This window comes from Craurococcus roseus, assembly GCF_039523795.1.
Lineage (GTDB): Bacteria > Pseudomonadota > Alphaproteobacteria > Acetobacterales > Acetobacteraceae > Craurococcus > Craurococcus roseus.
This window is the reverse complement of the sequence record NZ_BAAAFZ010000046.1, coordinates 53,619-68,590: the sequence shown is the minus strand read 5'-3', so window position 1 is coordinate 68,590 and position 14,972 is coordinate 53,619. Positions and strand designations below refer to the sequence as shown.

The 14,972-nt window shown below is 71.9% G+C and carries 14 protein-coding genes; 5 read left to right on the top strand and 9 right to left on the bottom strand.

Features of this window, described 5'->3' with window-relative positions; genetic code table 11:
* Positions 1–80: 80 nt before the first annotated feature.
* Entirely contained in the window at positions 81–578 is a 498-nt protein-coding gene (locus ABD067_RS14885; protein ID WP_343896129.1) for a flavin reductase, read from the top strand.
* A gap of 13 nt (positions 579–591) precedes the next feature.
* On the opposite strand, the gene ABD067_RS14880 is transcribed toward ABD067_RS14885, so the two are convergent.
* Positions 592–2,160 carry a sulfatase-like hydrolase/transferase gene (locus ABD067_RS14880; protein WP_343896128.1) on the bottom strand — a complete coding sequence of 523 codons (1,569 nt, stop codon included), beginning with the start codon at positions 2,158–2,160 and terminating at the stop codon, positions 592–594.
* A 75-nt stretch (positions 2,161–2,235) separates the two neighbouring features.
* Between ABD067_RS14880 and ABD067_RS14875 the strand changes: the two genes are divergently transcribed.
* Positions 2,236–3,240, top strand: coding sequence for a Bug family tripartite tricarboxylate transporter substrate binding protein (locus ABD067_RS14875; protein ID WP_343896127.1), 1,005 nt, complete (start codon positions 2,236–2,238; stop codon positions 3,238–3,240).
* A gap of 224 nt (positions 3,241–3,464) precedes the next feature.
* On the opposite strand, the gene ABD067_RS14870 is transcribed toward ABD067_RS14875, so the two are convergent.
* From ABD067_RS14870 to ABD067_RS14850, 5 genes are all read right to left on the bottom strand, one after another.
* Positions 3,465–4,580, bottom strand: coding sequence for a branched-chain amino acid ABC transporter substrate-binding protein (locus ABD067_RS14870; protein ID WP_343896126.1), 1,116 nt, complete (start codon positions 4,578–4,580; stop codon positions 3,465–3,467).
* 92 nt (positions 4,581–4,672) lie between these two features.
* Positions 4,673–5,425, bottom strand: a complete 753-nt coding sequence (locus tag ABD067_RS14865) for an ABC transporter ATP-binding protein (RefSeq protein WP_343896196.1) — start codon at positions 5,423–5,425, stop codon at positions 4,673–4,675.
* Positions 5,426–5,454: 29 nt separating this feature from the next.
* A complete protein-coding gene (locus tag ABD067_RS14860; RefSeq protein WP_343896125.1) occupies positions 5,455–6,294 on the bottom strand; it encodes an ABC transporter ATP-binding protein in 840 nt (279 codons plus the stop codon).
* Positions 6,291–7,574, bottom strand: a complete 1,284-nt coding sequence (gene livM, locus ABD067_RS14855; RefSeq protein ID WP_343896124.1) for a high-affinity branched-chain amino acid ABC transporter permease LivM — start codon at positions 7,572–7,574, stop codon at positions 6,291–6,293. Before livM ends, ABD067_RS14860 begins: the two co-directional genes overlap by 4 nt.
* Complete coding sequence (locus tag ABD067_RS14850) at positions 7,571–8,485, bottom strand: ABC transporter permease subunit (RefSeq protein ID WP_343896123.1); 915 nt, start codon at positions 8,483–8,485, stop codon at positions 7,571–7,573. The genes livM and ABD067_RS14850 overlap by 4 nt, the downstream gene beginning before the upstream one ends.
* Before the next feature lie 139 nt (positions 8,486–8,624).
* Between ABD067_RS14850 and ABD067_RS14845 the strand changes: the two genes are divergently transcribed.
* The 3 genes from ABD067_RS14845 to ABD067_RS14835 are packed head-to-tail and all read left to right on the top strand — an operon-like array spanning position 8,625 to position 12,049.
* Positions 8,625–9,215: a carboxymuconolactone decarboxylase family protein gene (locus ABD067_RS14845; protein ID WP_343896122.1), complete on the top strand. Its 591-nt coding sequence runs from the start codon at positions 8,625–8,627 to the stop codon at positions 9,213–9,215.
* Positions 9,212–10,354, top strand: coding sequence for a CaiB/BaiF CoA transferase family protein (locus ABD067_RS14840; RefSeq protein WP_343896121.1), 1,143 nt, complete (start codon positions 9,212–9,214; stop codon positions 10,352–10,354). Before ABD067_RS14845 ends, ABD067_RS14840 begins: the two co-directional genes overlap by 4 nt.
* 15 nt (positions 10,355–10,369) lie before the next feature.
* Complete coding sequence (locus ABD067_RS14835; RefSeq protein WP_343896120.1) at positions 10,370–12,049, top strand: thiamine pyrophosphate-binding protein; 1,680 nt, start codon at positions 10,370–10,372, stop codon at positions 12,047–12,049.
* Positions 12,050–12,052: 3 nt separating this feature from the next.
* Here ABD067_RS14835 and ABD067_RS14830 read toward each other — a convergent pair whose 3' ends face one another.
* The 3 genes from ABD067_RS14830 to ABD067_RS14820 are packed head-to-tail and all read right to left on the bottom strand — an operon-like array spanning position 12,053 to position 14,949.
* Positions 12,053–13,396: a VWA domain-containing protein gene (locus ABD067_RS14830; protein ID WP_343896119.1), complete on the bottom strand. Its 1,344-nt coding sequence runs from the start codon at positions 13,394–13,396 to the stop codon at positions 12,053–12,055.
* Positions 13,393–14,367, bottom strand: coding sequence for an AAA family ATPase (locus ABD067_RS14825; protein WP_343896118.1), 975 nt, complete (start codon positions 14,365–14,367; stop codon positions 13,393–13,395). The genes ABD067_RS14830 and ABD067_RS14825 overlap by 4 nt, the downstream gene beginning before the upstream one ends.
* Complete coding sequence (locus tag ABD067_RS14820) at positions 14,368–14,949, bottom strand: peroxidase-related enzyme (protein WP_343896117.1); 582 nt, start codon at positions 14,947–14,949, stop codon at positions 14,368–14,370.
* Positions 14,950–14,972 lie beyond the last annotated feature (23 nt).

The following is a 14,972-nucleotide window of genomic DNA, read 5'->3' as shown; positions in this document are numbered from 1 at the left end:
CTCCGCGCCGGGGGCGGCTGTAAGGCCGGCGCCGCGTGCTTATATCGGCGCCGGGTTGGACTGGATGGGACGGGTCGGGCATGGCCGTGGATCGGCAGGAGTTCCGCGACGCCATGGCCCGGCTGGGCGCGGCGGTGAACGTGATAACCACGGGGGGACCGGCCGGGCGCGGCGGCTTCACCGCGAGCGCGGTGTGCAGCGTGACGGACGACCCGCCCACCCTGCTCCTCTGCATGAACCGCGGCGCGACGGCGGCGCCGAGGCTGAGGGAGAACGGGGTGTTCTGCGTCAACACCCTCGCGGCCCACCAGGCGGAGGTGTCCCGCGTCTTCGCGGGCTCGACCAAGTGCACCATGGAGGAGCGCTTCGATGCGGGCACCTGGACCGGGTTGGCCACTGGCGCGCCGGTGCTGGTGGACGCGATGGTGGCGTTCGACTGCCGCGTCTCCGACATGGTCGAGAAGGGTACGCACATCGTGGTCTTCGCCGAGATCGAGGCCATCCGGCAGGGCAGCCCGAACGAGGGCGGTCTGATCTACTTCGGCCGGGACTACTATCCGGTCGGCCTGGAGGGGTAGCGGGCGGCCCGCCTCACCACTCGCCGTAGAAGACGCCGGCGCGCTTGTGGTTGTCCGTGCGGGCTTCCGCCTCTTCCCAGGTGATGGTGGTGCGGCGCTTCAGGCCGGTGAACCAGCGCAGCAGCCGTTCGCGCATCGCCCGCCGCGTGGCCTCGTGCGACGCGTCGGCGCCCAGGTCGTGGAACTCCTCCGGATCGGCGTCCAGGTCGAAGAGCTGCGGGCGGTGGCCGCTCGTCCAATGGACGTACTTCCATCGCGCGGTGCGGACCATCCAGGCGTGGTGCTGGCCGGACGGGTGGCCGAGGCGCCGGCGGGCGCCGCGCAGCGTCCAATCGAGTTCGCTGAACACCGCGTCCCGCCATTCGCCCCCGGCCTCGCCGCGCACGGCCGGCAGCAGCGAGCGCCCTTCGACGAGGTGGCGCGCCGGGTCGAGGCCGAGGGCGTCAAGGATCGTCGGCACCGCGTCTATCGCTTCCACCGGCCGGGCGTCCGTTGTGCCGCGGGTGGAATCCGCGGCGGGCGACGGGTCGTAGAGCAGGAAGGGCACCCGCTGGATGCAGTCGTGGAACAGCTCCTTCTCACCGAGCCAGTGGTCGCCGAGGTAGTCGCCGTGGTCCGAGGTGAAGATCACGAGCGTGTCGCGCCAGCGCCCCAGCCGCTCCATCTCGTCCCATACGCGGCCCAAGTGGTCGTCCACTTGCCGGATCAGGCCCTGGTAGGCCGGACGGACGGTGCGAATGCACGCGTCGTGCTGGAAGCTCCGCGCCACCTCCTCGTCCTGGAAGGCGCGGAAAACCGGGTGCGCCGCCTCGGTCCGCTCGGCGGGGTGGCGGCTCACCGGCAGGCATTGCTCGGGCTTGAACATCGCGTGGTAGGGCGCAGGGGCGATGTAGGGCCAGTGCGGCTTCACGTAGGAAAGGTGCAGCACCCAAGGGTCGTCGCCCTGGCGGCGCATGAAGTCCAGGGCGACGTCGGTGGTGTAGGCGGTCTCGCTGTGCTCCTCCCGCACCCGCGCGGGCAGGCCGGCGTGGCGCATCTTCCAGCCCGAGAGGACCCGGCCTTCCGCGTCCTCGACGCCGATGACGAAGTCCGTCCAGGGGTCGGCGCTGTCGTAGCCCTTGGCGCGGAGCCAGCGGGCGTAGGCCGAGGCCGGCTCGGCGTGGTGGCCGTCGTGGCGGTCCACCACCGAGAAGTAGCCTTCCCGCAGCAGCGCCGCGAGATCGTCCTGGCCGTCGAGTTGGAGGCGCCGCATCCCGCGCGCGTCCGGCAGGACGTGCGTCTTGCCGGCGAGGGCGAGGGTCCGGCCGCTCTCGCGCAGGTGCCAGCCGAGCGTCACCTCGCCCACCGAGAGCGGGACGCGGTTGTGGGTGGCGCCGTGCGTCGAGACGTAGCGGCCGGTGTAGAAGGACATGCGGGACGGGCCGCAGATGCCGCTCTGCACGAAGGCTTCGCTGAAACGCACGCCGCGCGCGGCCAGCGCGTCAATGCTGGGTGTTCGCAGGAAGGGGTGGCCGGCGCAGGACAGGTGGTCCCAGCGGAGCTGGTCGCACATCACGAAGAGCACGTTGCGGATGGCGGTCATCGGCGCTGGCTTCCCGGACGGTCGCGCGCGTAGCCTAGCCGCAACGCCGCGGCTTGCCAGCGACGGGAGGGAAGGATGGGTGGTGGCCTGGACCTCGCGCGCGAGGGCCGTTGGACGAGACGGGCGCTGTGCGGCTCGGGCTTCGCGCTCGGCGCCACGACGCGGCCGGCGCGGGCTCAGCAGGGCCCCGAGCCGCGGCGCATCGTTGTGAACTTCCCGCCGGGCGGGCAGTTGGACGGCGTCGCGCGGCTGCTCGCCGACCGCGTGCAGCGTGACGGGCGCGGGCCGGTCGTCGTAGAGAACCGGCCGGGCGCGGGCGGCAACATCGGCGCGGCGGCGGCAGCGCAGGCCCGGCCGGACGGGCGCACCGTGCTGGCCAGCATAGACACGCCGTTCACAGTCAACCCGCACCTCTACCGCGACATGGGCTTCGATCCCGTGCGGGATTTGGTTCCGCTCACGCTCGTCAGCTCCTTCCCGCTGGTGCTCGTGGCGCACCCTGGCGCCGGGTTGTCCGACTTGGCTGGCTTTCTTGCGGCGGCGAAGCGTCAGCCATTGTTCTACGCCTCGGCCGGTGTCGGTTCGCCCGGGCACTTGGCGATGGAGCACCTGCGCCAGAGGTCGGGCTTGGCGTCTGGCGCCCTGGAGCACGTGCCGCTGCGCGGCAACACGGAAGCGCTCACCGCCGTGCTGTCGGGGTCGGCGCAGGCAGGCTTTTTGGCGATGGGCGGCGGGCCAGACCTCGTGCGGTCCGGCCGGTTGCGGGCGCTCGCCGTATCCAGCCCGCGGCGCGATCCCGCGCTGCCGGAGGTGCCGACCGTGGCGGAGAGCGGCCTGCCCGGCTTCGACGTGCGGATCGGGCTGCTGCTGCTGGCGCCGCGCGGCACGCCGGAGGCGGAGGCGGCGGGATGGGCGGCGCTGGTGCGCGCGGTCCTCGACGACGCCGCGACGGCGGCACGCCTCGCAGAGTGGGGGGCGCAAGCGGAGGGCGGCGACGCCGCAGCGGCGGCGGCCTGGGTGCGCGCCGGGCGCGAGCGCTGGGGCGAGGTCGTCCGCGCCGCCGGGATGCGCTTGGAGTAATCCCCGAAATGCGGAAGGCCCCGGCGGTTTCCCGCCGGGGCCTCCCCATTGAGTGACGGCGATCAAGCCGCCAGCGGCTAGGAAGCCGCCCCCGCAGTGGCCGGGGCGATGATCCAGACCGCGACCGCGGCACCCGCCTTCAAACAATGAGACACTGGATCACCTCCTTTCAGTTGTGTTGCGACTGCGGCCAAGATGGATGCCCGTCCGCCGATTCGCAAGGCCTACATCTGGCTGTAGCTGCCGTTCTTCCAGACGTAGAAGACGTAGTCCGGCACGGTGACGTCGCCCTTGCGGTCGAAGCTGATCTCGCCGAGCACCGTTTGCCACGGCCCCTGCGCCTTCAAGGCGTTGGCGATCTGGCGCGGGTCGAGGTTCTTGAGCTTCTCGGCGGCCTGCGCCCAGATCTGGATGGCGGCGTAGGTGTAGAGGACGTAGCCCTCCGGATCGATGTTCTTCGCCCGGAAGCGCTGCACCACCTCGGCCGCCTGCGGGCGGCGGCGGGGATCGGAGCTGAAGGTCATCAGCGTGCCCTCGCCCGCGGCGCCGGAGATCTGCCAGAACTCGTTCGTCACCAGCGCGTCGCCGCCGATCAGGGTGACGTTCATCCCCTGCTCCTTGGCCTGGCGGAGGATGAGGCCGGCTTCCGTGTGGTAGCCGCCGATGTAGACCACATCGATCCCTGCGCCCTTCATGCGGGAGACGATGGCGTTGTAGTCGCGCTCGCCGGGGGTGTAGGCGGCGAAGAGCGCTTCCTGCTGGCCGGCGGCGTTCAGCGACTTCTTGGTCTCGTCCGCCAAGCCTTTGCCGTAGGCGGAGTTGTCGTGGAGGATGGCAACCTTCTTGCCGCGGAACTCCTTGGCGATGTAGGCACCCGCCACCTGCCCCTGCTGGTCGTCGCGGCCGCAGACGCGGAAGGTGTTCCAGCCGCCCTCGTCCGTGAAGCGCGGGTTGGTGGAGGCCGGGCTGATCTGGAGCACGCCCTCCTCCGCGTAGGCCTTGGAGGCCGGGATGGAGGAGCCGGAGCAGAAGTGGCCGGCGACGAAGCGCACGCCGCGCCCGGCGATCTGGTTCGCCACGCTGACCGCCTGCCGCGGGTCGCAGGCGTCGTCGCCGATCTCCAAGGCGAGCTGGCGGCCCATGACGCCGCCGCGGCCGTTGAGGTCGGCCACCGCCTGCTCGGACCCGGCCTTCATCTGCGTGCCGAAGGCGGCGTACTGCCCGGTCATCGGGCCGACGCAGCCGATGCGGATGGGGCCGCTTTGCCCTTGCGCCCAGGTGCTGCGGGCGGCGCCGGCCAGGGCCAGCGCGGAACCGAGAACCACTCGTCTTTGCAGCATCGTTCGTCTCCCCAGATCTGGATGCGGCGTTTGCCCGCCCGGAACGAAGGTAGGCGAGGCCGGGCGTTTTTGCACCAGCCGGCGCACGGGCTTCAGAGGGGGTTCGGCGCTTCCGCGGCCCCCAGGGGCAACGGGGCGCCGCCGCCGAGGTAGGCGTCGCGCACCTCCGGCCGGGCCAGCAGCTCGGCGCCGGTGCCTTCCATGGCGATGCGGCCGTTGACCAGCACGTAGCCCCGGTGCGCCAGCCGCAGGGCGAGATTGGCGTTCTGCTCCACGATCAGCACCGTCAGTCCGGTCCTGGCGTTGAGGTCGCGGATCGCCGCGAAGATCTGCCGCACGATCAGCGGCGCGAGGCCGAGCGAGGGCTCGTCCAGCAGCAAGAGGCGCGGGCGGGACATGAGGGCGCGGCCGATGGCCAGCATCTGCTGCTCGCCGCCGGACAGGGTGCCAGCGCGCTGGGACAGGCGCTCGCGCAGCCTGGGGAACAGGGCGAAAACCTCCCCGAGCACCGCCGAGCGGTCGCCGCCGCTGCCGAGGGTTTCCGCGCCCATCACGAGGTTCTCGTTGACGGTCATGCGCGGGAAGACGCGACGGCCTTCCGGCGACTGCGCGAGCCCGAGGCGCATGATGGCGTGGGTGGGGAGGCCGGCGATGTCCTTGCCTTCGAGGACGATCCGCCCGGCGCGCGGCTTCGGGTCGCCGCAGATGGTCATCAGCAGGGTGGACTTGCCGGCGCCGTTGGCGCCGATGAGGGTGACGATCTCGCCCGGCATCACCCGGACGGACACGGCGGAAAGGGCCTGCACCGGGCCGTAGCCGGCGGAAACGCCGTCCAGTTCCAGCATCGGCCGGCCCGTGGGGACCGCGGCGGCGCTCACGCCGCGGTCTCCTCGGGGTCGTCCACGCCAAGGTATGCGGCGATGACGCGCGGGTCGGCACGCACGGCGGCCGGCGCGTCGGCCGCGATCAGCTTGCCGTGGTCGAGCACCACCACCTTGTCGCTGATCCGCATCACCACGCCCATGTCGTGCTCGATCAGCAGGATGGAGGTGCCGTCGGCGCGGATGCTCAGCAGGAGGCGCGCCAACTCGTCCGACTCGCGCGGGTTGAGGCCGGCGGCCGGCTCGTCCAGGCAGAGCAGCGACGGGTCGGTGCACATGGCGCGGGCTATCTCCAGCCGCCGCTGCGCGCCGTAGGGAAGCGCGCCGGCGGGGTCGTCCGCGCGCTCGATCAGGCGCGTGGCGTCCAGCCAGCGGCGCGCCTTTGCGATGGCCTCGCGCTCGGCGCGCGGGTAGCGCGAAAGGCCGAGCACGGCGCCTATGCCCCAGCCCGAGGCCGCCATGAGGGTGTTGTGCTGGGCGATCAGCAGGTTCTCCAGCGCGGTCATGCCGGGGAACAGGCGGATGTTCTGGAAGGAGCGCGCCACGCCGGCGCGGGCGATGTTGTGCCCGGCCAGGGCGTGCAGCTCGACCGGGGGGGCGCCGTCCCGGACGTGCAGCCGGATGGCGCCCTCGCTCGGGCGGTAGAAGCCGGTGATGCAGTTGAACACGGTGGTCTTGCCGGCGCCGTTCGGGCCGATCAGGGCGGTGATGTCGCCGCGCCGGGCGTCGAAGGACACGCTGTCCACCGCCACCAGCCCGCCGAAGCGCATGGTGAGGCCGGCGACCTCCAGGATCGTGCCGCTCCCGCCGGGGCGGCCGCCGTCGCCCCTCATCCGTGGCCCTCGCTCACCAGGTCGCCGCTGATGGCGCGCTTCTGGCCGAGGGCGACGGTGGGCGTGCGGGTGCCGACCAGGCCGCGCGGGCGCAGCACCATGATGACCACCATGGCGCCGCCGAAGACCAGCATCCGCCATTCTTCGAGGTCGCGGAACAGTTCGAAGCCGCCGATCATCACCAGCGCCGCGATCGCCACGCCGACCTGGCTGCCGAGCCCCCCGAGCACGACGATGGCGAGGATGATGGCGCTCTCGATGAAGGTGAAGCTTTCGGGGCTGATGAAGGCTTGGCGGGTGGCGAAGAAGGCACCGGCGAAGCCGCCGAACATGGCGCCGAGGGCGAAGGCGGAGAGCTTGGTCGTCGTCACGTTGATGCCGAGCGCCCGGCAGGCGATCTCGTCCTCGCGCAGCGCCTCCCAGGCGCGGCCGAGGGGCTGGCGGCGGAGGCGGATCGTCACCCAATTGGTCAGGAGCGCCAGCCCGAGGATGAGGTAGTAGAGGAACACCACGCGGTGCGTCGGCGAGGGCTCCAGCCCGAAGAAGCCGGCGAAGGTGCCGGGGCCGCCGTCCATGGAGAAGGGCAGGCCGAAGAAGGTCGGGCGCGGGATGCCGCCGATGCCGTTGGGGCCGCCGGTCAGGCTCACCCAGTTGAGGAGCACCACCCGGATGATTTCGCCGAAGGCGAGCGTGACGATGGCGAGGTAATCGCCCCGCAGCCGCAGCACCGGGAAGCCGAGCAGGATGCCCCAGAAGGCGGCGAGGATGCCGGCGAGCGGCAGGCAGATCCAGAAGGACAGGCCGAAATACGTCGCCAGCAGCGCGTAGGAGTAGGCGCCGATGGCGTAGAAGGCGACGTAGCCGAGGTCGAGCAGCCCGGCGAGGCCGACCACGATGTTCAGCCCCCAGCCGAGCATCACGTAGGTCAGCACCAGGATGCCGATGTCGAGCTCGTAGCGGCCGACGCCGGGGATGAAGGGCAGCACCAGGGCGGCGCCGAGCAGGACCGGCGCGACGAAGGCGCCGATGCGCTCCAGCCGCGCCGTCCAGGGCGTGGGGCCGGCGGTGGGGCGGAAGCCGCGCCGGCCGAGCCAGAACGAGAGGAGCAGCCGGCCGGCGAAGACGATGCCGCAAAGGATGGCGACGTCGGCCCAGCGCGTGCGCAGGAACAGCCCGCCGGTGGGCGACACGTCCGTCCGCAGGCCGACCAGGGGCGCGAAGAGCCCGAAGGCGACGAGCGCCGCGAGGCCGGCGTCCCGCAGCGCGGCGGCGGGGTTCATACCTTCTCGACCTCCTGCCGGCCGAGCAGCCCGGTCGGCAGGAAGATCAGCGTCAGCACCAGGATGGAGAAGGCGGCGACGTCCTTGTACTGCACGCTGAAGTAGGCGCTCCAGAAGGTCTCGATCAGCCCGATCAGCAGGCCGCCGAGCACCGCGCCCGGGAGCGAGCCGATGCCGCCCAGCACGGCGGCGGTGAACGCCTTCACCCCGGCGAGGAAGCCGATGTAGAAGTCGATGACGCCGTAGCGCAGCAGGTACATGGTGCCGGCCACCGCCGCCAGCGCCGCGCCGATGACGAAGGTGAGGGAGATGGTGCGGTCGGTGTCGATGCCGAGCAGCGCCGCCATCTTCCGGTCCTGCTCGCAGGCGCGCATGGCGCGGCCGAGGGGCGTCCGCGTCACCAGTATGGTGAAGGCCGCCAGCGCCGCGAGCGTGGTGCCGATGATGAGCATCTGCATGTAGGAGAGCTGGACGGCGAAGTCGCCCTCGCGGAACACCTCGACGCCGCCGCGCACCACCGCCTCGACCGGCTTGACGCGGGCGCCCTGGCTCACCTGCACGAAGTTCTGCAGGACGATGGACAGCCCGATGGCGGAGATTAGCGGCGCCAGGCGGAAGGAGCCGCGCAGCGGGCGGTAGGCGATGCGCTCGGTGGTCCAGCCGTAGAGGCCGGTGACGGCGATGGAGAACAGCAGCACGAGGAGGATGGCGGCCGCCCCGTCCATGACGCCGCCGAGTTGGAGCAGCAGCAGGGCGATGAGCGCCACGAAGGCGCCGATCATGAAGATGTCGCCGTGCGCGAAGTTGATCATGCCGATGATGCCGTAGACCATGGTGTAGCCCACGGCGATCAGGCCGTAGATCATCCCCAGGCTGATCCCGTTGATCAGCTGCTGCAACGCGTACGCCAAGGGTTTCTCCCGACGGCCTTTTCCCTGCGCCGGGGACGCTAGGGCAGCAAAGGCCGCTTGCGAAGGGGACATTGCCCAAGGGCGTTGCCGCGCCGGCCGGCAGCGGCGATGATCGGCGGAAAGCACAGGGAGGACGGCCATGGGTGGTGCGACCGGACCGGAGCGGCTGCCGCCCCTCGCGCCCGAGCGCATGACCCCGCGGCAGCGGGAGGTGGCCGAGGCCATCGCCGGCGGGCCGCGCGGGGGCTTGCGCGGGCCGTTCCAGGCTTGGCTGCGGAGCCCGGAGGTGGCGGACCGCTTCCAGCGCGTGGGCGAGTACGTGCGGTTCAACAGCTCCATCCCGGCGGCGCTGAACGAGCTGGCCATCCTCGTCACGGCGCGGGAGTGGACGGCGCAGTTCGAATGGCACGCGCACCACGCGCTGGCGATGAAAGCCGGGCTCCCGCCCGCCATCGCCGAGGCCATCGCGCGCGGCGAGCGGCCGGGGAACATGGATGCGGACCAGCGCGTCGTCTACGAGTTCGCCACGGAACTGCACCGCGAGCGCTCCGTCTCGGACGCGACCTACGCGGCCGTGGTGGAGCGCTTCGGCGAGCGGGGCTTGGTCGATCTGGTGGCGGCCTGCGGCTACTACGTCGCGGTGGCGATGACGCTCAACGTGGCGCGCGTGCCCTTGCCGGACGGGCTGCCGCCCCCCCTGGCGCCGCTGAAGGGGGGCGCTGGGGCGTGACAGGGCCGCTGGAAGGGCTCCGCGTCGTCGAGGTCGGACAGGCGCTCGCGGGGCCGCTCGCCGGCGCGATCCTGGCCGACATGGGCGCCGAAGTCGTCAAGGTCGAGAAGCCGGAGGGCGGCGACGACGCGCGCGGCTGGGGGCCGCCCTGGGGGCCTCCGCTCGGCGGCGACACCTCGCTCTACTTCCACGGGCAGAACCGGAACAAGCTCGGCGTCACGCTGGACCTGAAGGCGGCCGGGGACGTGGAGGCGCTGCACCGGCTTTGCGAAACGGCGGACATCCTAATCCAGAATCTGCGGCCGGGCGTGGTGGACGAGCTTGGCATCGGGCCGGAGGCGATGCTGGAGCGGCACCCGCGCCTCGTTTACTGCTCCATCTGGGCCTTCGGGTACGAGGGGCCGATGCGCCTCGCGCCGGGCTTCGATCCGCTGTTGCAAGCCTACGGCGCGATGATGTCGCTGACGGGGCGGCCGGAGGACCCGCCGACCTTCTGCGGCGCTTCCATCAACGACAAGGCGACCGGCATGTTCTGCGTCATCGGCGCGCTGGCGGCGCTTCGCCAACGTGATCGGACCGGGCGCGGGTGCTTGGTGGACACCTCCTTGTTCGAGACGGCGGTGCATTGGGTGGAGGGGCCGCTGAACGCCTTTCTCGCCGACGGGCAGGTGCCGAAGCGGCACGGCACGGGCGGCGCGGTGATCGTGCCCTACCAAGTGTTCGACACGGCGGACCGGCCGCTCTGCCTGGCGGCGGGGAACGACCGGCTTTGGGCGCGGTGCGCGCGGGTGCTCGGGCATCCGGAATGGGGCACGGACCCGCGCTTCGCCACGGGGCCGCAGCGGGTGCGGAACAAGGGCGAGCTGATCCCACTCATCCAGGCGACGCTTCGGGAACGGACGCGGGCGGAGTGGCTGGACGCGCTGGCCACGGCGGGCGTGCCGAGCGGGCCGGTGAACGACATCGCCGAGCTGGCGGCGACGGAGCAGCTTTCGGCGGTGGGCATCGTGCAGGAACTGCCGGAAGGCGGGCCGCGCGTGGTGGGGCTGCCGATCTCCTTCGACCGCAAGCGCCCGCTCTCCGCCCGACGGGCGCCGAAGCTGGGCGAGCACAACGGGCAGGTGCTGGGCCGTCCGTGAAAGGAGCGCGGGGCAATGGCTGAGGGCGGCTACAACATCGGCGATTTGGTCGCGGAGTTCCTGGCGCGGGTCGGCGTCTCCACCTGCTTCGGCATCGTGTCGGTCCACAACATCCCGATGCTGGACGGCATCGGCCGGCGCAACGCCATCCGCTACGTGATGGTGCGCGGCGAGATGGGCGGGGCACACATGGCGGACGCCTACGCGCGGGTGTCCGGGCACCTCGGCGTGGTGTTCTCCTCCACCGGGCCGGGGGCGGCCAACGCCATGCCTGGGCTGGCGGAGGCGGCGTTCGCGGGCAGCCCGGTGCTGCACATCACCGGGCAGACGCCGACCAGGTTCATCGACCGCGACATGGGCACCGTCCACGACCTGCCGGGGCAGACGGCGATGCTCGGCGCGGTGTGCAAGGCGGCGCTGCGGGTCCGCTCGGCGCCCGAGGCGCTGGGGGTGCTGACGCGCGCGGCCGCCCTAGCGCTCACGCCGCCCATGGGGCCGGTGAGCGTGGAGGTGCCGATCGACATCCAGCGCACCGCCATCGCCCGGCCCGACGCGCTCGACACGCTCGTGCTGCCGGTGCCGCCACCGTTGCCGCCGGCCGAGGCGGCACTGGACGCGGCGGCGGAGGTGTTGGTCAAGGTGCGGCGGCCCATGCTCTGGCTCGGCAACGGCGCCAAGGCGGCGGGGACGGCGGCCCTGCGGCTGCTCGACCTGGGCTTCGGCGCGGTGAGTTCCTGGAACGGGCGCGGCATCGTGCCCGAGGACCACCCGATGACGCTCGGCGGGCTGCACGGCAACGGCTCGCCGAGCGTGCAGGAGTTCTATCGCTCTTGCGACGCGGTGCTGGTGGCGGGGTCGAAGCTGCGCGGGCACGAGACGATGGAGTTCGCGCTGAAGCTGCCGCAGCCGCTGGTGCAGATGGACGTGGACCCGGCGGCGAACGGCAGGACCTATCCTAGCGCCGCCTTCGTCTGCGGCGACGCGGGGCTGGCGATGGAGGGCCTGGCCGAGCGCTTGCGGGGCCGCATCGCCGTGGACCCGGGCTTCGCGGCCGATTTCCAAGAGACGAAGCGGCGGGCCACGGCGGAGTACCTGGAGACGCTCGGCCCCTACGCGGAGTTCCCGGCTGCCTTACGCGGCGCCCTGCCCCGCGACGCGCTGTGGGTGCGGGACGTGACCATCAGCAACAGCTCCTGGGGAAACCGCGTGTTCCCGGTGTACGGGCCGCGCGACGCGGTGCATCCGGTCAGCGCGGCGATCGGGCCGGGGCTGCCGATGGGCATCGGTGCGGCGCTCGCGGGCGGGGGCCGGAAGGCGATCGCCATGGTGGGCGACGGCGGCTTCGCGGTGAACCAGACGGAACTCTGGACCGCGGTGCAGGAGCGCGCGGAATTGGTGGTCATGGTGATGAACGACCGGGGCTACGGCGTCATCAAGCACATCCAGGGCGCGTTGCAGGACGGGCGGATGTTCTTCGGCGACCTGCTGGGGCCGGACTTCGGCAAGCTGGCGGCGGTGGCGGGGCTGCCGGCGTTCCGCGTCGGCGCCGCGGCGGACCTCGCGGAAACGGTGGCGCGGGCGGTGGCGACTCCGGGGCCCTCGCTGGTGGAGGTGGACATGGCGGCGATCGGCGCCTTCCCGCCCTACGCGCCCTACAACACCATGGGCATCTACGCCCGGAAGGCGGCGGAGTAGCCGTCAGGCGCCGTCGCGGAGCAGGCCGGCGACGATGCGTTCGAGCTGGCCGAGGGTGGCGCAGGTGGCGGCCACCCGGCAGTGGGGCGCGTAGCGGAGCATGTCGGAGTCGCCGGTGCCCCAGACCGTGCGGGGCTCCGGGTTCAGCCAGATGACCTGCTTCGAACGCTCGGCGATGCGTTGGAGCACGTCCACCCGCGGATCGGTGCGGTTACCGCGGCCGTCGCCCAAGACGATGACGGTTGTCCGGCGGTCCAGCGTCCGCGCGAAGCCCGCCTCGAAGGCCGCGAGCGATCGGCCGTAGTTGGAGGAGCCGAAGCCGACCAGGTCCATGATCTCGGGGATGGCGCGCTCGATGGGGTGGCGTTCCAGGATGGCGCCCACCTCCACGAGGTCGCCGGAGAAGGCGAAGGAGCGCAGGCCCGACAGCGCCTCGTTCAGCGAGTGCAGGAACAGGAGCAGGAACTCCGCCACGGCCGCGACGGAGCCGCTGACATCGCAGAGGACGACCAGACGCGGCTTCTCGACGCGGCGGCGCTTCCACACCGGCCGGAACGGCACCCCGCCCCAGCCCATGTTGCGCCGGAGCGTGCGGCGGGCGTCGAGCTGGCCGCGGCGGGAGCGCCAGCGCTTGCGGCCGTACCGAGCGGCGAGGCGGCGGGCCATGGCGCGGACCAGCGCCCGCATCCGCTGCCTGTCGCGGGGGTCTATGGCGGAGAGGCGCGTGGCCGCCAAGCGGCGCTCGCGCTGCCGCTCGGCCTCGCCCTCAGCGAAGAGGCGCAGGTTCTGCTGCGCGAAGCCCCGCACCTCGCCGCGCAGCCAGTCGCGCCGACGGCGGAGGGCGTCGCCTTGCGGGGTTTCGCCTAGCCGGGCGATCTCGCGCTCCAGTGCGTCCAGGCCCATGCGTTCCAGGATGCGGCGCGTGTACAGGTTGACCTGGGTGAAGACCGCGATCTCGGACAGGCCCGCTTCCGCCGCGGCTTCCTCCATCGCCGCCGCCAGGCCGGCGCGGTCGCCGTCGCGGAGCATGGCGGCGAGGCCCCCTCCCATGCCCTCGCCGAAACCGCCTTCGGGCTGGAGCCCTTCGGCCGGGGCGGTGGCGTCCGGCGGGGCGGGCGCGACGTCCGCGAAGCTTCCGCGGCTGAAAAATCGGTCGAAGCAGATGTCGAAGCGCGCCTTTTCGTCCGTCGTCTTGGCCAGGACGAGGGAGAGCGTGTCGCGCAGGCATTCGCGGTCTGCGAGCCCGACCAGCTCCAGGGCGCGCGCCGCGTCGATGCTCTCCGCCGGCGAGACGCGCAGGCCGGCGCTCCGGGCGGCCCGGACGAAATCCAGCAGCGGCGCGGTCATCGGGCGGCCGGGCGGATCTCCGCTTCCCGCCGCGCGGCCCGGAGCAGGTCGCCGAGACGGACTTCGGCCGCCTCGATGTCGGCCTCGAACTTCAGCAGCACGTTGAGCGTGCCGCGGACCATCTCCGGGTCCAGCTCGCGGGCGTGCAGCAGAACCACGGTCCGCGCCCAGTCTATGGTTTCGCTCACCGAAGGCAGCTTGCGGAGGTCGAGGGTCCGCAGCTCCTGGACGAAGCGCACCACCTGGCGCCGCAACGACGCCTCGATGCCGGGCACGCGCGCGGCCAGGATGCGGCCCTCCAGCTTGGCGTCGGGCAGGCCGATGTGGAGGTGGAGGCAGCGGCGCTTCAGGGCGTCGCCGAGGTCGCGCGTGCTGTTGGAGGTGAGGACCACGAGCGGCGGCACGGCGGCGCGCACGGTGCCGATCTCGGGGACGCTGACTTGGTAGTCGGCCAGGATCTCCAGCAGGAAGGCCTCGAATTCCTGGTCGGCCTTGTCCACCTCGTCCACCAGCAGCACGGCGCCTCCCGGCTCGCGGAGGGCGCGGAGCAGCGGGCGCGGTTCGAGGAAGCGTTCGGAGAAGAACAAGTCGCCGAAGCCGTGCAGCTTCTCCAACGCGGCATCCAGGCCGGGTTCCTCGCCGAGCGCGGCGCCCAGCTTGTCCTTGAGGATCTGCGTGTAGAGGAGTTGCTTGCCGTACTTCCACTCGTACAGCGCCTTGCTCTCATCGAGCCCCTCGTAGCACTGCATCCGCACCAGCGGCAGGCCGAGCCAGGCGGCGGCGCTCTTCGCCAGCTCGGTCTTCCCCACGCCGGCCGGGCCTTCCACCAGGATCGGCTTGCGCAGGTGGTGGGCGAGGTAGAGGGCCGTCGCGGCCCGCCGGTTGGCGACGTAACCGACGCCTTCCAGCCCCGCTTCGGTGCCCTCGATCGAACCCAGCAGGGCGTGGAACCGCGGCGCCGCCTGGTCCATTCAGCCGCGGCCCATGGGGTGGAATTCGCGGTTCGGACGCAGCTCCGTCGCGTTGGCGAGGCGGTTGGACATGGAGAAGAAGGCGGCGATGGCGGCGATGTCCCAGATCTCCTCCTCGCCGAAGCCGGCGTCGCGGAGCGCCTGCCGGTCCGCTTCCGAGACCAGGTGCGCCTCCTGCGCCACCTTGAGGGCGAAAGCCAGCATGGCCTTCTGCTTCGGCGTGACGTTGTCCGCCTTGCGCCAGTTGGCGCCGACCAATTCGGAGATGGTCGGGTCCTTGGCGCGGATGCGGAGGATCGCGCCGTGCGCCACCACGCAGTACTGGCACTGGTTGGCGGCGCTGATGGCGACCACGATCATCTCGCGCTCGGCCAGGGTCAGCCCTTCGCGCTTGTCCATCAACGCATCGTGGTAGGCGACGAAGGCGCGGAACTCGGCCGGGCGGCGGGCGAGCAGCAGGAAGACGTTCGGGACGAAGCCGGCCTTCTCCTGCACCGCGAGCATCCGGCCGCGGATGTCGTCCGGCACGTCGGACAAGGCGGGGACGGGGAAGCAGCTCACGGGATCGGGCGCTGTCGCCATGGTGCGGTTCCTTGCCATTGAGC